This is a genomic window from Streptococcus mitis (assembly GCF_946190065.1).
Lineage (GTDB): Bacteria > Bacillota > Bacilli > Lactobacillales > Streptococcaceae > Streptococcus > Streptococcus mitis_DE.
This window is the reverse complement of sequence record NZ_CAMHZD010000024.1, coordinates 1-21,470: the sequence shown is the minus strand read 5'-3', so window position 1 is coordinate 21,470 and position 21,470 is coordinate 1. Positions and strand designations below refer to the sequence as shown.

Here is a 21,470-nt window from a genome sequence, read left to right as displayed (position 1 = left end):
GCTGAAGCACTTGTTGACGCTGATTCAGAAGCTGATGTGCTTGCTGAAGCTGAAGCACTTGTTGAAGCCGATTGACTAGCTGACGTGCTTGCTGATTGACTTGCACTTGTTGAAGCACTTTGGCTTGCTGACGTGCTTGCTGATTGGCTGGCACTTGTTGATGCTGACTGGCTAGCTGAGGTGCTTGCTGATGCTGAGGCACTTGTTGACGCTGACTCAGAGGCGCTTGTCGATGCTGAAGCTGAAGCACTTGTTGACGCTGATTCAGAAGCTGATGTGCTTGCTGAAGCTGAAGCACTTGTTGAAGCCGATTGGCTAGCTGAGGTGCTTGCTGATTGACTTGCACTTGTTGAAGCACTTTGACTAGCTGACGTGCTTGCTGATTGGCTCGCACTTGTCGATGCTGACTGACTAGCTGAGGTGCTTGCTGATTGACTTGCACTTGTTGATGCTGACTGACTAGCTGAGGTGCTTGCTGATTGGCTTGCACTTGTCGATGCTGATTGGCTTGCGCTCGTGCTTGCTGATGCTGAGGCAGATTGAGACGCTTCCGAATCCGATACCGGTACTTTCACTTCATTCCTTGTGCCATCTTTATAGGTAATAATTACTGTTACTTTACCATCTGATACAACACCATTATCTTTAAGTGCATAACTACGAATACGGTTTGCATCTTGTGGATTAGATCCCTTCACCGCTGCAAGAATCTTTTGTTTATCCTCTGGAGACAAGGTTGTCGCATTGCTTACTTGAACCGTTGCTGGCACATTACCAGGGAATTTCTCATTCAGTTTTCCTTGGGCAACTAAAAATGCTGGTGTTTCCGTCTCATTTTCACTCAAATCTTTCGAACGGAAAGTACGAGTCCAAACGTTAGTAGAAGACCAAGTCTCATTTTCATTGAACTTACCAGTAATTTCAAGCTTCGCTGGAGTATCATTTGTTGCTACAGTTGGAGTTGCTGTGATATTGTTAGCAACCCCACCCGAAGTCCTATTTGGTTGCAAGAAGTTTGATTGCCCCGTTTTACCATCAAAAAGTTCAAGATTTCGAATCTTACCACTATTATCTTTAGAAGTGACAACAACACGATATTCATCACCTGCAAAGATTTCATAACCTTCTGGTCTACCTGTTCGAACAACTTTCTTAGGCGCGTCTTCCCACTCACCTGCTGCATTTTTAATTTGAACTTTGTATTCAACATTAGGTGCTTCTGTTTCCTTAGTAATCGTACCAGAACCTGGCTCTGAAGTTAACACTTCAGTTGTATTTGGACCTGCTGGTACACTTTGAGTCGCAGTTACATTAGGTACAGTACTTGAAGGAAGAAGACCATTGTTTGCGGTGTAAGCAGTTCCCAAATCATCGGCAGTAAAGGTTACACTTGTAGCATTTGTTGGAACTTGCTTAGTAAAGGTTTGAGTACCTACTGTCAAGGTTACTGTTGCTCCTGAAAGAACATTATTTACCGTGATACTTTGATTTGGTAAACCTCCACGTCCACTTAAGTTTTCAATAACTGGTGGGTTAACTTCCATTGCCAAATCTGAGATTGGTTTTGTACGAGATTGACCATCTTTATAGGTAATCTTGACCTTATCCCCTTCGATGGCAACATCTTGAATACGATCTTTTTCTTTCTCTGTGGCCGTATCATGGGCATTCTTAACAGCTTCTTTAATGCTTGTTTTTTCTGGTTCTGTCAAGGAAGCCAGGCTTGTAACTTTAATCTTCTTATCAGGATTCAAGTTAGCATTTCTTACTGCTAGACTACCTTGTTTTATTCGGAAGGTTGAGCCTTCTGAACGGTTATCTGCTGCATCTTCTGCAGAAATAGAACGTGTAGCAGAGTTTTCTGGTCTATACTGCAAATCATCGTTAACTTTTCCTGTAACTTCCAATTTAGCTGGATTTGCTGAGGTTGCTTCCGTCAAAGAAGAAATGTTGTCTGCATTCGCTGCTCCAAATGTATTATCCAAGACATTTGGAACAATCGTTGCACTTGTTAAACCTGAATGAACATTGGTTTTCTTAATAAATTTACTATTATCTGTAAAGGTTGTGGTGAAGCGAAGTTCATCACCTGCATAGAAGGTATGTTCTGATAGATTTCCTACCCTTGTTCTTGGAACTTCTTTCCATTGGCCAGTCACACGATCCTTCACTTCTACAACTGTATCCGTAGCTACTGGTTTAATTGTTTCAGGAGTAATATTGACTCCTGTACTCTCAGCAGAAGAAGTTGTCACACCTGATGAATCTGTTACATTAGCCGTTGCGGTAACTGTTCCAGTCTTAGGTAAGATATTACCAGTTAACCCAATCTCAGTAGGACTTACTGTAAGAGTCGTATCTCCAACAGGTTTTTCAATCGTACGACTAACATTTCCAATCTTAACAGTAACAGATGTTGCCTTAGGATCAATATTGGTAATCGTAATATTTTTCTCAAGACCACCTTGCCCTGTCAAATCATTTTTAACTGTTGGTGCTTTTGGTGTAGCAATATCGGATACTTTAAGTGTACGAGTCGTCTCATCCTTATATCGAATAGTTACTGTATCACCATTTATTGTAATATTCTTGATACGACCATCAACCCCATGTGCTTGCTCGATACTTGCCTTCAAGCTTGCTTTTTCAGTTTCTGACGGATTGCTCAAGTCATTGACTGTAGGCTTGGTTGTTGGATTGAGATTGGCATTTTTAACCGCAAGACTTGCATGACGGATAATAAATGCATCTGTGCTAGATGAGTTATTTGCTCCATCGACAGCATTAATTTGACGAGTCAAAATCTGATTATCTGCCCAAACAACATTTTGTCCCATCGTTACAGTAGACGTTCCCTCATACGGAGCTGTTCCCGATGCAGTCGTTATCGTATCTCTGAAGGTGCCACCTGTACTTGTTCCCCAAGCAGGCAAAGCAAACAGATCATTTTTCCAACTTATTTCATCACCAAATGTAACCGTCTTAACTTTTCCACTGTTATCTGTAACTGTAGTTTTGACACGAAGTTCATCGCCTGAATAGATAGAATAATCCTGTTTACCTTGTGAGTTAGTTGTAGAAGGGACTGGCTTCCAAGTATTCGATGTCTTATCTAAAACCTCAAATGTATAGTTAATAACTGGCTTTTCTGTTTCCGGTGTGATGGTTACAGGATCACTTGCTGCAGATTCAAGGAAAGTACCTGCTGCTGAGTATAGAGATGGCGCTGCAACTTTTGCAGTAACTGTTGCATTATTTGGCAACAAGCCATTTTCAAAACCAAGTTCAGTTGGTGTAACAGTTACAGTGTCTGTACCAGCTGAAATTTGCTTAGTAACAGATTTATTACCAACTGTCACTGTCACCTTTGTAGCTTGCGGATCAATGTTTGTAACAGTGATGTTAGACGGCATACCACCTTCTTCATTCAGATTATTGGTTACCGTCGGTCTAGTTGGCAACACTTTCACTGGAACAGTTTGAGCATTAGGATTGCCGGCTCCGTCAATAGCTGAAATCAAATATTTGTATTCACCAACTTTATTAATACTTCCTCTGACATAACCTGTAACTGTTTTGTCAGCATTTGTTTTCACATTAACTAAATCTAAATCTTGACCCGCTGGCGATACTTCTGCTAGACCTTTTGTATAAAGGCTACCACCTCGGAAAGCTTTAATACCTGAATTTCCTGTTTCGTTATCAGAAGCAGTTACTGGTATATCTATCGAATCTCCTGATACAATAGTCAATCCATCAGCAGGAATCCCCTTAATTACAGGAACAATAGCATCAGGACTTGAAACTACGGGAGCACTAAATTCTGATTCTAAAGTTCCCTTACTTTTTGGCAAGGTTACAGTTGTCTTGGCTATATATGACCCAGACTGAACAGTTGGCACATCAACTGTTGCTTTACCACTTTTAACTGTACCGGTATAGCTAGTATTATTTGGGCCCTGGAGGGTAACTGTTGAGCCATCTGGAATACCTGTCCCTACATTAACTACAACATTTGCACTCTGTCCGACTTTATTATCAAGGCTTGTTTCGATTGTTGGAGGAGCTGGTTTAACAGCAACTGTAACAGTTTGCTCAGTTGTATTACCAACTGCGTCTGTAGCCGTCACCTTCACATTTTCATAAAGACCCACTTTAGAAGGAGTACCTGTCAAGGTTCTCGACATAGAACCGTCATTATTTCTAACAGCATTCCCTACTGCCAAAACATTGTTAAAGGTTGGATTCGATTTATCAAGAGTGGTTCCTGTAGACTTACTTGCATCGTAAGTAAGGGTCTTCATGCCTGAATTACCAGTCGTCACATCAGAAGCTGACAAACGAACATTAGCTCGTTGTCCAACAGTCAAATTGATTCGTCCGTTGTCTCCTGCTGTAATAACAGGTCCAGTCTTATCAATATTGACTGCGCGGACCTCATTACTATAATCAGATTCAACCGATGTTTTCTTTACATTATTTTGATCTGTATATTCTGGCTGTCCATCAACAACTGTCTGAGCTTTATAAACTGCATTGTTTTGCAGATTAACATTCCTAAAGGTTACACTTCCATCCGTACCTGCTACTGCCTCTTGAATTTGTCTTCCATTTTCATAGAGGTAAACTTTCTTACCAGGAGCAGCTTTCTCAACTTTAATATCTTGTTGAGCTTTACCTTCTACAAGTTTACTTGTAATTTTTGGTGTGTGAGGCTTAACGATAAACTGAGTAGGAACATCTTTCGTTGTTTTATCTGGGAAGGTTACATGTATCTTATTGTTAAAGACCCCTGGTGTACGTCCAACTTCCTTGCTAGGAATTGTTTGATTGTTAGAATCTCTCCATTCTATTTGTGAGTTATTTGGTAACTTCCCACTACCCCAGTCATTGGTACCTTTTTTCACCAAGTACTGGTTCGGGTCTGTATATCCATTTGCTGCAGAATCGTTATACCACCATTTCAGACCTGCATTGTAGTAGCTATTTGTACTATAAGGCGCTTCTACTTGTTTAACAAAATACTTACCACCCTCTGCAGCTTCTACTGGATAAGCTTTGTCATAACTCAGTCCTATCGGATTAGTATGAATTCCAACAGTTGCAAACGTAGTATTTTGTGTACCTTGACCGAAGAGGACTTTCATATTCTTCAAGTCACCATTCGACACGCCATCCTTGACGGTCGTTGTAAAACGAGTTACATGTACCTCATTTCGGTCACCACCGATATTAACATTTTGCCAGATAACACGTTTACCCGCACCTTTAGTATTGATAATCGCCGGATTGATCGTATTCCAAATAGCTCGTTTGTCATTATCACTGTTATCTGCTGTCGCTTTCAAGAGGTTGTATTGTTCATCACTATCATTTAGCGATACAATCCCCTGCCCTGCATTACCAAACTGATCTGTATTATAGGTCTCTGTCCCTTGTCGTTCGTATGTTCCTCCATAATTTTGAGGTAATAGAGTTGCTTGGGATTTATCAATTGGTAACTCTGCGAAATCAATAGGCGGACGACCAGATGTTCCCGTAATTGTATCCTTATATGAAGTTGATGCAATCGTAGTCGGCATATTGACCTGTTCAGGAACCTGAATCCACTTACGAACATTTGTACGTCCACGGTTAGCATGTGGATTTTCTACAACTGTCCAAATAATGGAAGTAATTTTACCATTTGCGTCATATACTGGCTCAGTTTTAACAGCAATATGATCTCTCAAGTGGTTTGCAGCTTGATTATTTTCTCCAGATACGAAATAATCAATCGCCTCACCATTTGGACGTTCTTCAAAGTCTAAACCAACCGCACGTGAACCGAACTGGGCATTACGAGCACGGAACTGTACTCCCTGCTCCATTTGCTTACCATTCAATGAACTACGTTTACCGTTGCTAGCACGAAGAACGGCATTGGCGATTGAAGCTTCTGCAGCCTTGGCTTGCTTAATAACGTCTGTCAAGTCAGCATTTGGAGTTTTCAAAGCTTCTTCGATAGCTGTTACAGCTGCATTCACCTTTGCAACAGCTGATTCAGTATTTGGCAGACCGATAGACTTAGCTAGGTACTCACCCATAGAAGCAGAGATTTTAGACAGACGTTTACGGTCTTCTTCAGCTTTCTTGTTGCTCTCAGCAGATACTGTAGTCGCTACGGCAGCTGTTGTCGTCGTATCCACCAAGCTTGAAGTCGTTGATGTGATTTGACTCAAACGAGTTTCAACTGCTTGTAGAGAGGCGAGGCTATCAGTGATAACTTTTGAAAGAGCAGCATCAGCTGTTGTGTTAGCTGCATCTTCCTTACGAACAGATGTCTCTTTGTTTGAAGCTGTCTCTGATGATACTGGTGTTACAAGTTCAGAAGTTACTCCAGCTTGTGATTGAGAAGCACTTGTTGAAGCTGACTCTGATGCACTTGTTGATGCTGATTCTGAAGCGCTTGTTGATGCGGATTCAGAAGCCGATGTACTTGCTGATTCTGATGCACTTGTTGAAGTACTTACTGATTGGCTTTCACTTTCTGAAAGATATTTACTTGCATTCTTGGAAGCTTCCTCAGACAAGGACTGGCTTTGGCTGACAGAAACTGATAAGCTATCGGCTTGAGCTCCCTCCTGATCTTTTACTGTTCCCAAAGTTACTGTGTCTGTATTCGCAAGTGTCTGATTTGACTCTACTGTCTTTTCAAGAGCGTCATTGGCATAAACAGTTGTTTGTGTTGCAACTGTTCCTCCAAGTACCGTCCCTGCTGCGGCTATCCCTTTCAGGATATCCAGTCCAGTCAGTGTATTTGCTGCTTGCTCTTCGATAACTTCAGTTGTTACCTGAGTAGCATCTACACCACCACGCAAGACTTTAAAGAGGCCAAATTGAGAGGTCGAGGCACGCAACCAATGCTTACCCGACTTGATCAACTTGAAACGGGTTACACGATCCGTCTCCCTATATTCACCTTCTTGGCGTCTAAAAAACATATTTTAGATCCCTTTCCACTTATATTTATGTGCATTTGTCAATAAAATACCAATATACATTATACACTTTAGATACAAGTAATTCAATAAGTTTCAAAACATTTTTACCTAAAAAAAAAAAGTATTTTACATAGATATTATAGGTGAATATGCTGCTTTTTATAAATATTAGAAAAATAACAATTTTAAACGTTTTCAAAGGGGAGAAGTCCCAATTTTAAGCGTTTTTATGTTTCTAAATTGCGAAATCTTAAATCTTTGTTACAGGTTTTCTGAAAACGTTTTCTCTCTCATTTTATAAAATAGTTTTATTTATAACTATTTGTTTAGTGTACACTTTGTTATAATATTGATTATATTGTATTTTTGTGCAAGGATTTTTGTCTGTTTAAAAAACGAATAATATAGCTATTCATTTTTTAATTATGTATAACAAATTTCATTCATCTGATATCTTTATCACTTATATATTCGTCTCTATTTATCGAACTCTTCGAAAATCTCTTTAAACAAGGTATGCTTCGCCTTGGATTATATATGTAACTGACTTCGTCATTCTTTTCTACAACCTCAAAACTGTACTCGGAGGAATCTGCAGTGATATATGTTACATATATAAATAAGCTGTGCATGTCCTACAAAAAAATTCCTTAGTCTATTTTTAAGTAAAGGTAAGGTATTTTAGGATTTCTTATACTGACAGAGCATAAACCCGAATTAAAATAAAATAAAATATAAATATATTAGGAAAGTCGAAGTAATTTATAGACATGTTTTAAGAACTTCTCGTACTGTTCTAGATTCAATATATTATGTTTTAGGAACTAGAGCGGAGTATTCCAAATTCAATAAATTGTAAAACAAAAAAGTGAACTAAACCGGATTCTGATTTACAGAAAACTAGTTTTGTTCACTTTTTCTTATGGTCGAAACTTCTGTTCCATCCATTTTTCAATCATCTATCCGCAGATCAATCTGCTACAGAAAAATTGTTTACATTTCTTCATCATCACGTTTGCGACGTTTCGCAATCAGACCTAGACCCGTTACAGCAGTCAAAGCACCTAGAAGTACAGATGATTTGGAAGCTTCTGTACCAGTATTTGGCAATTGCTGTCTTGACTTAGCTGTCGGTCCGGCATCATTTCCAACGTGTGAAGTCGAATGATTAACATTTAATTCTACAAGCGAGATTGACGTTGAGGCACTATCAGAAGCTACACCTGAAAGTGATGTACTTGTTGACATAGACACCGATGTTGAGATTGATGCGCTTAGACTCGTTGACTGTGAAGCACTATCACTCAAACTAAAGTTCGGTTTATCAATACTATCAGGGACTGACATGCTGGTGCTGGCGGATTGGCTAGCACTGGTCGATGCGGACTGACTTGCTGAGGTGCTGGCGGATTGACTAGCACTGGTTGAAGCTGATTGGCTTGCACTGGTTGAGGCCGATTGACTAGCCGAGGTGCTGGCGGATTGGCTAGCACTGGTTGAAGCCGACTGACTCGCACTGGTCGAGGCGGACTGGCTAGCGCTCGTGCTGGCGGATTGGCTAGCACTGGTTGAAGCCGACTGGCTTGCACTGGTTGAGGCCGATTGACTTGCGCTCGTGCTGGCGGATTGACTTGCTGAGGTGCTGGCCGATTGGCTAGCACTGGTTGAAGCCGACTGACTTGCTGAGGTGCTGGCCGATTGGCTCGCACTTGTCGAGGCCGACTGACTTGCTGACGTGCTGGCGGACTGACTTGCACTGGTTGAAGCCGACTGACTTGCTGAGGTGCTGGCGGATTGGCTTGCACTGGTTGAAGCCGACTGACTTGCACTTGTGCTGGCCGATTGGCTTGCACTGGTTGAGGCCGACTGACTTGCTGAGGTGCTGGCCGATTGGCTTGCACTGGTTGAAGCCGATTGACTCGCACTTGTCGATGCGGACTGACTTGCACTGGTTGAGGCCGATTGACTAGCTGAGGTGCTGGCTGATTGGCTTGCACTGGTTGAGGCCGATTGACTAGCTGACGTGCTGGCGGATTGGCTTGCGCTGGTTGAAGCACTCTGACTTGCACTCGTGCTAGCTGATTGGCTTGCACTGGTTGAGGCGGACTGACTAGCCGAGGTGCTGGCTGATTGACTGGCACTGGTTGAAGCACTTTGGCTTGCAGACGTGCTGGCTGACTGGCTTGCACTGGTTGAGGCCGATTGACTAGCTGAGGTGCTGGCCGACTGGCTGGCACTGGTCGAGGCGGACTGACTAGCTGAGGTGCTGGCTGATTGACTCGCACTGGTTGAAGCCGATTGACTAGCTGACGTGCTGGCGGATTGGCTCGCACTGGTTGAAGCCGACTGACTTGCACTTGTGCTGGCGGATTGGCTTGCACTGGTTGAGGCCGACTGACTTGCACTTGTGCTGGCTGATTGACTGGCACTTGTTGAGGCCGACTGACTTGCACTTGTGCTGGCTGATTGACTGGCACTTGTCGATGCTGACTGACTAGCTGAGGTGCTGGCTGATTGGCTCGCACTTGTTGAGGCCGATTCAGAAGCTGAGGTGCTGGCGGATTGGCTCGCGCTTGTTGAGGCCGACTGACTTGCTGAGGTGCTGGCCGATTGGCTTGCACTTGTTGAGGCCGACTGACTTGCTGAGGTGCTGGCGGATTGGCTTGCGCTGGTTGAAGCACTCTGACTTGCACTCGTGCTAGCTGATTGGCTTGCACTGGTTGAGGCGGACTGACTAGCCGAGGTGCTGGCTGATTGACTGGCACTGGTTGAAGCACTTTGGCTTGCAGACGTGCTGGCTGACTGGCTTGCACTGGTTGAGGCCGATTGACTAGCTGAGGTGCTGGCCGACTGGCTGGCACTGGTCGAGGCGGACTGACTAGCTGAGGTGCTGGCTGATTGACTCGCACTGGTTGAAGCCGATTGACTAGCTGACGTGCTGGCGGATTGGCTCGCACTGGTTGAAGCCGACTGACTTGCACTTGTGCTGGCGGATTGGCTTGCACTGGTTGAGGCCGACTGACTTGCACTTGTGCTGGCTGATTGACTGGCACTTGTTGAGGCCGACTGACTTGCACTTGTGCTGGCTGATTGACTGGCACTTGTCGATGCTGACTGACTAGCTGAGGTGCTGGCTGATTGGCTCGCACTGGTTGAAGCACTTTGGCTTGCTGACGTGCTGGCTGATTGACTCGCACTTGTTGAAGCACTTTGGCTTGCAGACGTGCTTGCTGATTGACTCGCACTTGTCGATGCTGACTGGCTAGCTGAGGTACTTACTGATTGGCTTGCGCTTGTTGAAGCACTTTGACTAGCTGACGTACTTGCTGATTGACTCGCACTTGTTGAAGCACTTTGGCTTGCAGACGTGCTTGCTGATTGGCTCGCACTTGTTGAGGCCGACTGACTTGCACTTGTGCTGGCTGATTGACTTGCACTTGTTGAAGCCGACTGACTTGCACTTGTGCTGGCTGATTGGCTGGCACTTGTCGATGCTGACTGGCTAGCTGAGGTGCTGGCTGATTGGCTGGCACTGGTTGAAGCCGATTGGCTAGCTGACGTGCTGGCTGATTGACTCGCACTTGTCGATGCTGACTGGCTAGCTGAGGTACTTGCTGATTGGCTTGCGCTTGTTGAAGCACTTTGACTAGCTGACGTACTTGCTGATTGGCTTGCGCTTGTTGATGCACTTTGACTAGCTGACGTACTTGCTGATTGACTCGCACTTGTTGAAGCACTTTGGCTTGCAGACGTACTTGCTGATTGGCTTGCGCTTGTTGAAGCACTTTGACTAGCTGACGTACTTGCTGATTGACTCGCACTTGTCGATGCGGACTGACTTGCAGACGTGCTGGCCGATTGACTTGCGCTTGTTGAGGCACTTTGGCTTGCTGACGTGCTGGCTGATTGGCTCGCACTTGTTGAGGCTGACTGACTAGCCGACGTGCTGGCCGATTGGCTTGCGCTTGTTGATGCACTTTGGCTTGCTGACGTGCTGGCTGATTGACTTGCACTTGTCGATGCCGACTGGCTAGCCGAGGTGCTGGCTGATTGACTTGCACTTGTTGAGGCAGACTGGCTTGCTTTCATCGATAATGACTTAGATGCACTCGTACTCAAGGAACTAGATTTACTTCTAAAATCACTATCAGAAAGCTTTACAGTTACAGAATCAGTTGTTTCATCTTTATAACGAACTGTTACCGCCCCAGATTCACTTACAACAATTTCTTTAATCCGATTTTGTTCCAGAGGATTTAATCTTGTTATTTCAGCAATGATAGAATTTTTCTCTGTTGAATTTAAGCGTGTTAGATTCTCTACTTGGAAAGTTTTTGTAGGAACAACCGGGGTCATAATATCCGCAAGCCGTCCCTGCCTAATACGGACATTACCAGGTCCACTACCCAAAGCAGGAGTATTTCCCGCCTTATCCTCAGCTACAGCATTTCGTTGCCATTTATTCTTATCACTATGAGATAAATTTTCATCCATCTTCCCACTCACAACAATCGTAGCTGGATGAGTATCTGTGGCAACTATCCCTCCATTAGAATCACGCAAAGCTGGAACTGGATTTGTTGTTCCATATTTATCATTTTCAAAATAATTCTTATTCGTTAGAGGTTGATTTCTATCGGCCTGTGAAGCAATATAAAAACTACGTAACTTACCTTTGTTGTCTTTAGCCTTGAAGGTGATTTCAAATTTATCACCCGCATAAATGTCATAAGCTTCCTCATTTCCCTTACGAGTAGGTTGAATAGGTTGACCATTTCTTTTTACAATAACTTCATAAGTAGGCATGACTTGATCTAAAGTCAGATTAGCTGGAACTGTATCACTACTTCCATCTCGGTAAGTAATCGTAATCTGACCATTTTCAGAAACCGTAACATTGCCTGATTGATTATTTTTACTATAATCTGTATGCTTTATTATAGCACTATTTTTAGAAAGGAAGTTTCTCTTGACTTCATCCCTCTCTTCTGGTGTTAGGTGGGACTTATCACTTACTAGAACAGCATCTCCACTAACTGGATTTTGACGTTCAGCAAACGGACGATGAACTAAAGAGGCATTTACGACATCAGTAGTTCTATCTCGATATGTTATTGTTATCTTACCAGTATTATCAACTGTATACGAGCCTGTCTGGCTATCTTTCTTATAATCACTATGTTCGAGAAGGCTTCTATTTTTTTCCTCAAATTTATTTTTTACTTCTTGAATTTCATCTGCAGTTAAATTGCTAGTATCAAATGCACGAACAGTTTCGCCACTAACAGGATTATTTCGTTCGTTAAATCCTTTGATATTAAAAGTAAGGAGAGCAGTTGTACTTTGTTTACTTGTATCTTCTACTGTGTAAGAAATATTATAAACACCTGGCTTATACGGCTTCCACGTATTTCCATCTCGACCAATAGTCCCACTTATGTTTATATCACGCGAAGTTTGATACCCAACTTCTCTGCCATATCTATCATACACTGTAAGATCTCCAACCCCTTTTTTACTAGTAGCAGGATAGTTTGGTGCATTCAAACCAGTGATAATTGGTGCATCTTTAGGGGAAGTAATTCTGACCATCCCTCTATCGTCACGTAATTGAATCTTCACATTGTTTACAGATTCATCATTGTACACTTCAACATAAGAAGGCGTGATTCTAATAGTCGGAGCTTTATCTGCCTGGGTAACCTTTTTGCCAGTTGAAACTGTGTCTGACTTAGTCGATGTGTAGTTAGCAGGAGTATTTGAACTTGTAAATGGTTGGCTACTTGTTGCTACCTGAGCCTTTAAAGTTGCCTGTGTAGACTTATCATTAACCTTTCCATAAACATAGATAGTAGCATCCAGATTACGATTGAGGTCATGTCGCTTATTAAAAACATACTCATTTCCAGAACCACCACTTTTTTCCATAGGTTCTCCATTGAAGAGAACTCGAGTAATGGTCGTATTCGGATCTACTTCTGCAATCAATCCAGCATTGTTTAACGGGCTATTAGAGTGCATATTGATACGCCAAACAACTTCCCTACTACCATCTGCATAGATTCCCTTTTCCAGAGTTGCAGTTGTAGCGTTATCAGCATTAGCATGGTTTACTAACGCACGTAGTTGCTCACCTTTATCAATCAGTTTTCCATTTCGCGCATCACGCGCACCTGAATGGGCTCTCAAAACAGCATTGACAATGGAATTACGAGCTAGAGTCGCTTTTTGTACTACTGATGTCAAATCACTAGTCGGATCCGCCAAGGCTTTTTCAATCTCAGTTACTGCAGCGTTGACCTTAGTGATGGCTGAATCAGTATTTGGTAAGCCAACAGCTTTAGCTAGATACTCACCTATTTCAGCTGAAAGTTTCGTAAGTTTCTTACGATTTTCATCCTGTTGTTTAGCTGAAACTTCCGCTGTTGCTATAGCACCAGCAGTTACTCCCGCTAAGCTACTTATTTCTGTATTCGTATCAACTAACCCTTTTTCCAATTTAGCTGATTCCAATACAGGAGCAGTGAACTTAGAGGAAGGTAAGCTTTCTTTAGCTAACTGACTCTCTTTTGACACAGACTCTGCTTTTTCAGAAGTCTCAGAGGCACCATAGGTCTCAGAGGTAGTAGTAGAAAGTTCACTATTGTCTGAAGCTACCATCGACTGACTAGCGCTTACAGAAGTACTTGCTGAGACACTAGCCGAAGTTGATGCGCTTTCTGAAGCACTTGTTGACATACTAGCAGAAGAACTAACACTAGCTGATAGACTAGTGGAAACTGATTCTGAACTAGATACACTCCCACTTACTGAATGAGACTGACTTGCTGAATTTTCAGCATCTACTTTTGCAGTTGTACCAAGGACAACTGTATCATGCATTGCTAGAGTATCTGCACTATCGAGCGTTTTTTCAAGAGCTACCGCATCATTCGCAAACACTTTTGTTTGAGTAGCAACAGCCCCACCTAAAACTGCACCTGTAGCAGCAATCCCCTTTATGATATCCAGACCTGTAATCGTTTTATTAGTTTGGTTTTCTACTACTTCTGTCATCACTTGAGTAGTGTCTACACCACCACGTAAAACCTTGAACAAACCAAAAAGAGAGGTTGAAGCTCTCAACCAATGTTTACCTGATTTAATTAACTTATAACGTGTCACACGGTCCGTCTCTCTATAAAGACCATTCTGACGTCTGAAAAACATTTATTTTTTCCTCCAAAAAGTGCTACAGTAGCTAGCTTAATGCAATCGGTTTCTATTATACACAAATTATTATGTTAAGTCAACTTATTTTTTAGTGTTTTTACTAAAAAAAAAAGCATTTTCTGCTTTGTTTTGTATAAATTCCCCATTGATAAATAAAGTTAATATACTAGACAACTGAATCCCTCATTGACTGGGCTATAAAAAAGAGAAATCCATTATTTTTGCCGACGAATGCGTGATGCTTATCTAAAATCAAAAAGAGCAACATTTTTCTTCACATAGACATATATATTGTATGTTATTCAAGGAACTCTTCGCTACTTTCATTAAAATTAAGAGATAGTAAATTTCAAAATATATAGTTTAACTAGGATATTTTTTGAGCAGGCTGGCAAGAAAAAAGGGTTACTTTGGTTTTACTTGACTATTAGAAAGTCAAGTAGCTAGACTCACTAACCCTCACAAAAAATCCCACAATGCCACAACATTCGCAGGATTTTCTGACATAGGAGATTTGGATAAAGTACTATAGTAGTTACTGATTCAAGACCAAAACACCAAGCTTAGTAACTTCCCATTTGCCACAATAACAAAGCCCAAGAATTGATAGCATTCCTGGACATTTCTTATTAAAATATTTAGATCAACCAACATAAAGGTTACCAATTGTTAGGTTACTACACGGAGTTAGCAAAGCAGGTCGCTAGAACACTTTCTACCCATCACGACGGAAAGTTTTACGAAGCGATACTATTCGTGGACTCTGCCTAGCGAAGCGTTTAGGTAGACTGATTGTTACACCACGACACGGAGTTTAGCAAATCGTTTTCATTTGCCAAACGAAGTTAATGACGCAGTTAGCTAGTTTGCTTCTTTACCATTACGACGGAAAAATCCACGGATCGATATTATTCGTGGATTTTTTCCTAGTGAAGCGTTTAGGTAGACCGCCATAGCGGTTTCCGATTGTTAGCTTACGACACTGAGTTTTGCAAATCGATTCTATTTGCCAAACATAGTTAGTGAGGCAGTTAGGTCATACACTATCTAATCGTTACGACGTAAAGTTTTACGAATCGATACTATTCGTAAAACTTTACTAGTGGAGCGCCTAGCCAAGTTCCTTAGAAACTTGGCGTTAGTTACTTAGATTGTTACACAATCAAGTAACTTTGGCGATCTACATCTTCTCTTCCAACTCTACGTCTGGATACTTGTCCGCAAACCAGCGAAGAGCAAAGTCGTTCTCAAAGAGGAAGACTGGCTGGTCAAAGCGATCTTTAGCCAAGATATTTCGGCTTGATGACATCCGTTCATCCAAGTCCTCAGGCTTGATCCAACGAACGGTCTTTTTACCCATTGGGCTCATAACGACTTCAGCATTGTACTCGCCTTCCATGCGGTGCTTAAAGACTTCAAACTGAAGTTGACCAACAGCGCCTAGCATATACTCACCTGTTTGGTAATTCTTATAAAGCTGAACAGCTCCTTCTTGCACCAATTGCTCAATCCCTTTGTGGAAGGATTTTTGCTTCATGACGTTCTTAGCAGAAACTTTCATGAAAATCTCAGGGGTAAAGGTTGGCAGTGGTTCAAATTCAAACTTATTTTTTCCAACTGTCAAGGTATCCCCAACTTGATAAGTACCTGTATCGTAAACCCCGATAATATCACCTGCCACGGCATTGGTCACATTCTCACGACTTTCCGCCATAAACTGAGTCACATTCGACAGTTTGGCACCCTTACCAGTACGAGGCAGGTTGACACTCATGCCACGCTCAAATTCACCCGATACGATACGAACAAAGGCAATACGGTCACGGTGACGAGGGTCCATGTTGGCTTGGATTTTAAAGACAAATCCTGAGAAATCCTTATCGTAAGGATCCACAATTTCACCATCTGTTTTCTTGTGTCCATGTGGTTCTGGAGCAAACTTAAGGAAGGTTTCAAGAAAGGTCTGCACACCAAAGTTAGTAAGAGCCGAACCGAAGAAGACTGGCGTCAATTCTCCAGCAAGGATTGCTTCCTCTGAAAACTCATTCCCAGCTTCATTTAAAAGTTCAATATCATCCTTGACTTGCTCGTAGAAAGGATTGCTACCAAAAAGCTTGTCCCCATCTTCTAGACTAGCAAAACGCTCATCCCCTTTGTAGAGCTCCAAGCGTTGGTTATAGAGGTCATACAAGCCTTCAAAGGCTTTCCCCATCCCGATTGGCCAGTTCATTGGGTAGCTAGCAATGCCCAAGACTTCTTCCAATTCTTGCAAGAGGTCCAGTGGCTCACGACCGTCACGGTCAAGCTTGTTCATAAAGGTAAAGACTGGAATGCCACGGTGTTTGACAACCTCAAACAATTTCTTGGTTTGAGCCTCAATACCCTTGGCAGAGTCCACGACCATGACCGCAGCATCCACCGCCATCAAGGTACGGTAGGTATCTTCTGAGAAGTCCTCGTGTCCTGGTGTGTCGAGGATATTCACGCGCTTACCATCGTAGTCAAATTGCATAACAGATGAGGTTACCGAAATCCCACGTTGCTTCTCGATATCCATCCAGTCAGACTTGGCAAAAGTTCCTGTTTTCTTTCCTTTTACGGTACCAGCCTCACGAATCTCGCCACCAAAATAGAGCAACTGCTCAGTAATAGTAGTTTTCCCCGCGTCCGGGTGGGAGATGATGGCAAAGGTACGACGTTTCTTAATTTCTTCTTGAATATTCATAAGTTCTCTTTCTTTGATTCTCTGTTTTTCTTGGTTCAATAGCTAAGAATGATTTCTACATTGGATTTTACCATTCCTTTCAACACTCCATTATATCGGATTTTAGCATTTTTTTCAATTTCTATTTCTTTTTACTTATCCCTCCCTTATTTATAGGAAAATATGGTAAAATAGAACAGACTAAAAATCATCATTTCACGAAAGGATGCAAGATGAAAATTACGCAAGAAGAGGTAACACACGTTGCCAATCTTTCAAAATTAAGATTCTCTGAAGAAGAAACTGCTGCCTTTGCGACTACCTTGTCTAAGATTGTTGACATGGTTGAGTTGCTAGGCGAAGTTGACACAACTGGTGTCGCACCTACTACGACCATGGCTGACCGTAAGACCGTATTCCGCCCTGATGTGGCCGAAGAAGGAACAGACCGTGATCGCTTGTTTAAAAACGTACCTGAAAAAGACAACTACTATATCAAGGTACCAGCTATCCTAGACGATGGAGGAGATGCCTAATGACTTTTAATAACAAAACTATTGAAGACTTGCACAATCTCCTTGTGTCTAAGGAAATTTCTGCAACTGAATTGACCCAAGCAACGCTTGAAGATATCAAGTCTCGCGAGACATCTATCAACGCTTTTGTCACAATTGCTGAGGAGCAAGCCCTTGCGCAAGCTAAAGCTATTGATGAAGCTGGAATTGACGCTGATAATGTCCTTTCAGGAATTCCGCTCGCTGTTAAGGATAATATCTCTACTGACGGTATTCTCACAACCGCTGCCTCAAAAATGCTCTACAACTACGAGCCAATCTTTGATGCGACAGCCGTTGCCAATGCAAAAGCCAAGGGTATGATTGTTGTCGGAAAAACCAACATGGACGAATTTGCCATGGGTGGTTCAGGGGAAACTTCACACTACGGAGCAACTAAAAATGCTTGGGACCAAAACAAGGTTCCTGGTGGCTCATCTAGTGGTTCTGCTGCAGCTGTAGCTTCAGGTCAAGTCCGTTTGTCACTTGGTTCTGATACTGGTGGTTCTATCCGCCAACCTGCTGCCTTCAACGGGATCGTTGGTCTCAAACCAACCTACGGAACAGTTTCACGTTTCGGTCTCATTGCCTTCGGTAGCTCATTAGACCAGATTGGACCTTTCGCACCAACTGTTAAGGAAAATGCCCTCTTGCTCAACGCCATTGCCAGCAAAGATGCTAAAGACTCTACTTCTGCTCCTGTCCGCATTGCCGACTTTACTTCAAAAATCGGTCAAGACATCAAGGGCATGAAAATTGCTTTGCCTAAGGAATATCTTGGTGAAGGGATTGACCCAGAGGTTAAGGAAACTATCCTGAACGCAGCCAAACACTTTGAAAAACTCGGTGCTATCGTTGAAGAAGTCAGCCTTCCTCACTCTAAATACGGTGTTGCCGTTTATTATATTATCGCTTCATCAGAAGCTTCATCAAACTTGCAACGCTTTGACGGTATCCGTTACGGCTACCGCGCAGAGGATGCGACGAATCTTGACGAAATCTATGTAAACAGCCGTAGCCAAGGTTTCGGTGAAGAGGTAAAACGCCGTATCATGCTAGGTACTTTCAGCCTTTCATCAGGTTACTACGATGCCTACTACAAGAAAGCTGGTCAGGTTCGTACCCTTATCATTCAAGATTTCGAAAAAGTCTTCGCGGATTACGACTTGATTTTGGGTCCAACTGCTCCAAGCGTTGCCTATGACTTAGATTCTCTCAACCACGACCCAGTTGCCATGTACTTGGCTGACCTTTTGACCATCCCAGTCAACTTGGCTGGTCTCCCAGGAATTTCGATTCCTGCTGGATTCTCTCAAGGTCTACCTGTCGGTCTACAATTGATTGGTCCTAAGTATTCTGAGGAAACCATTTACCAAGCTGCTGCTGCTTTTGAAGCAACAACAGACTACCATAAACAACAACCCGTGATTTTTGGAGGTGACAATTAATGAACTTTGAAACAGTCATTGGACTTGAAGTCCACGTAGAGCTCAACACCAATTCAAAAATCTTCTCACCTACTTCTGCCCACTTTGGAAATGAGCAAAATGCCAACACTAACGTGATTGACTGGTCTTTCCCAGGAGTTCTGCCAGTTCTCAATAAAGGTGTTGTTGATGCCGGTATCAAGGCTGCTCTTGCCCTCAATATGGACATCCATAAAAAGATGCACTTTGACCGCAAGAACTACTTCTATCCTGATAATCCCAAAGCCTACCAAATTTCTCAATTTGATGAGCCAATTGGTTACAATGGATGGATTGAAGTTGAGCTAGAAGACGGTACGACCAAGAAAATCGGTATCGAACGCGCCCACCTAGAGGAAGACGCTGGTAAAAACACCCACGGTACAGATGGCTACTCTTATGTTGACCTCAACCGCCAAGGGGTTCCATTGATTGAGATCGTATCTGAGGCTGACATGCGTTCGCCAGAAGAAGCCTACGCTTATCTGACAGCCCTCAAGGAAGTTATCCAGTACGCTGGTATTTCTGACGTTAAGATGGAAGAAGGTTCTATGCGTGTGGATGCTAACATCTCCCTTCGTCCTTATGGTCAAGAGAAATTCGGTACCAAGACTGAGTTGAAGAACTTGAATTCCTTCTCAAATGTTCGCAAGGGTCTTGAATACGAAGTCCAACGTCAGGCTGAAATCCTACGCTCAGGTGGTCAAATTCGCCAAGAAACACGCCGTTACGATGAAGCCAACAAGACAACTATCCTCATGCGTGTTAAGGAAGGCGCTGCTGACTACCGCTACTTCCCAGAACCTGACCTACCTATCTTTGAAATTTCAGATGAGTGGATCGAAGAAATGCGTACAGAGTTGCCAGAGTTTCCAAAAGAACGCCGTGCGCGTTATGTATCTGACCTTGGCTTGTCAGACTATGATGCTAGTCAGTTAACTGCGAACAAAGTCACTTCTGATTTCTTTGAAAAAGCTGTTGCTCTCGGTGGCGATGCTAAACAAGTCTCTAACTGGCTCCAAGGTGAGGTTGCTCAGTTCTTGAACGCTGAAAGCAAGACACTGGAACAAATCGAATTGACACCAGAAAACTTGGTTGAAATGATTGCCATCATCGAAGACGGTACTATCTCTTCTAAGATTGCCAAGAAAGTCTTTGTCCACCTGGCTAAAAACGGTGGCGGTGCGCGTGAATACGTGGAAAAAGCAGGTATGGTTCAAATCTCAGATCCAGCTGTCTTGATTCCAATTATCCACCAAGTCTTTGCCGATAACGAAGCTGCCGTTGCCGACTTCAAGTCAGGCAAACGTAACGCAGACAAGGCCTTTACAGGATTTCTTATGAAAGCAACCAAAGGCCAAGCCAACCCACAAGTTGCCCTTAAACTTCTTGCCCAAGAATTGGCGAAGTTGAAAGAAGATTAAAAAAAATAATCTCCAGATTAGGAACTATCAGTGAGTTCTCCTCTAGTCTGGAGATTTTTCAATATACCTCGTTATTGAGGTTTGCCTTACTTACATATCCTACTTCAAAAAGCCCTTCCCCTAAGAATAGAGGAAAGGCTTTTCTTGATTATCATAAACCTCAGAATGATAGATAAGCGACTTATTACGCTTTATACCATTTCTTACTCCTTATCATCTTTACGACGTCTTGAAACTAAACCTAAGCCAGTTATTGCTGCTAGAGCTCCAAGAAGGAGAGATGAAGTTGATGATTGAGTACCTGTATTCGGAAGTTCCCGTTTACCATCTACAAATGTTGATTCATTTGAATTCACTATTTGAGTTGATTTATCTGATGTTGCTGTTACATCTGAATGAGCTGGGATATCTGATTGTCCAGGAACATCTGAATGAGAAGGGGTTTCATCATGAATTGGAGTAATCACTTTCTTAAAGATATGAGTTGTTACATTTCCAACTAAAATAGTCTTGACATATTCATAGCCAGTAAATGTTCCCTTATCTTTTGTACCATCTTCTTGAGGTTTTAGAACATTACCTTCAGTATCTTTCCAAACTGTTGATTTACTTTCTTCATTACTTGGAGTTGAAGGTGTTGGTGAATATGGTGTTGAAGAAGATTTCTTAGTATATACATGGATTGTATTTCCATCTTTATCTTTCTTAGTTTCTTTGAAGATGTACTCTGGAATGTCTTTCTTATCCTTCGTTCCTTTGTCTGAAGGGCTGATTTCTTTGCCTTCTTCATTCACATAACTTGTTACGACTTGACGGTATACATGCGTTGTATTGCCTTTTTCGTCTTTCTTAGTTTCTTTGTAAATGTACTCTGGAATGTCTTTCTTATCCTTCGTTCCTTTGTCTGAAGGGCTGATTTCTTTGCCTTCTTCATTCACATAACTTGTTACGACTTGACGGTATACATGCGTTGTATTGCCTTTTTCGTCTTTCTTAGTTTCTTTGTAAATGTACTCTGGAATGTCTTTCTTATCCTTCGTTCCTTTGTCTGAAGGGCTGATTTCTTTGCCTTCTTCATTCACATAACTTGTTACGACTTGACGGTATACATGCGTTGTATTGCCTTT

General features: G+C 42.4%; 7 protein-coding genes. 3 read left to right on the top strand and 4 right to left on the bottom strand.

All coding sequences use genetic code 11. The features are described from left to right. The 3 genes from OCF96_RS09275 to OCF96_RS09260 all read right to left on the bottom strand — a co-directional run. Positions 1 to 6,983: accessory Sec-dependent serine-rich glycoprotein adhesin (locus OCF96_RS09275; RefSeq protein ID WP_261446996.1), on the bottom strand; the 6,983-nt coding region annotated here is incomplete at its 3' end. A 993-nt stretch (positions 6,984 to 7,976) separates the two neighbouring features. Further along, complete coding sequence (locus OCF96_RS10285) at positions 7,977 to 14,192, bottom strand: accessory Sec-dependent serine-rich glycoprotein adhesin (RefSeq protein ID WP_474104222.1); 6,216 nt, start codon at positions 14,190 to 14,192, stop codon at positions 7,977 to 7,979. 1,183 nt (positions 14,193 to 15,375) lie between these two features. After that, entirely contained in the window at positions 15,376 to 16,920 is a 1,545-nt protein-coding gene (locus OCF96_RS09260; RefSeq protein WP_001025438.1) for a peptide chain release factor 3, read from the bottom strand. A gap of 212 nt (positions 16,921 to 17,132) precedes the next feature. Here OCF96_RS09260 and gatC point away from each other — a divergent pair, with 212 nt between their 5' ends. The 3 genes from gatC to gatB are packed head-to-tail and all read left to right on the top strand — an operon-like array spanning position 17,133 to position 20,343. Next, positions 17,133 to 17,435 carry an Asp-tRNA(Asn)/Glu-tRNA(Gln) amidotransferase subunit GatC gene (gatC, locus tag OCF96_RS09255; RefSeq protein ID WP_261446995.1) on the top strand — a complete coding sequence of 101 codons (303 nt, stop codon included), beginning with the start codon at positions 17,133 to 17,135 and terminating at the stop codon, positions 17,433 to 17,435. After that, positions 17,435 to 18,901 carry an Asp-tRNA(Asn)/Glu-tRNA(Gln) amidotransferase subunit GatA gene (gatA, locus tag OCF96_RS09250; protein ID WP_261446994.1) on the top strand — a complete coding sequence of 489 codons (1,467 nt, stop codon included), beginning with the start codon at positions 17,435 to 17,437 and terminating at the stop codon, positions 18,899 to 18,901. Before gatC ends, gatA begins: the two co-directional genes overlap by 1 nt. Further along, entirely contained in the window at positions 18,901 to 20,343 is a 1,443-nt protein-coding gene (gene gatB, locus OCF96_RS09245; RefSeq protein ID WP_261446993.1) for an Asp-tRNA(Asn)/Glu-tRNA(Gln) amidotransferase subunit GatB, read from the top strand. The genes gatA and gatB overlap by 1 nt, the downstream gene beginning before the upstream one ends. A gap of 203 nt (positions 20,344 to 20,546) precedes the next feature. Here the strand turns inward: gatB and OCF96_RS09240 are convergent. Continuing rightward, positions 20,547 to 21,470: LPXTG cell wall anchor domain-containing protein (locus OCF96_RS09240; protein ID WP_261446992.1), on the bottom strand; the 924-nt coding region annotated here is incomplete at its 5' end.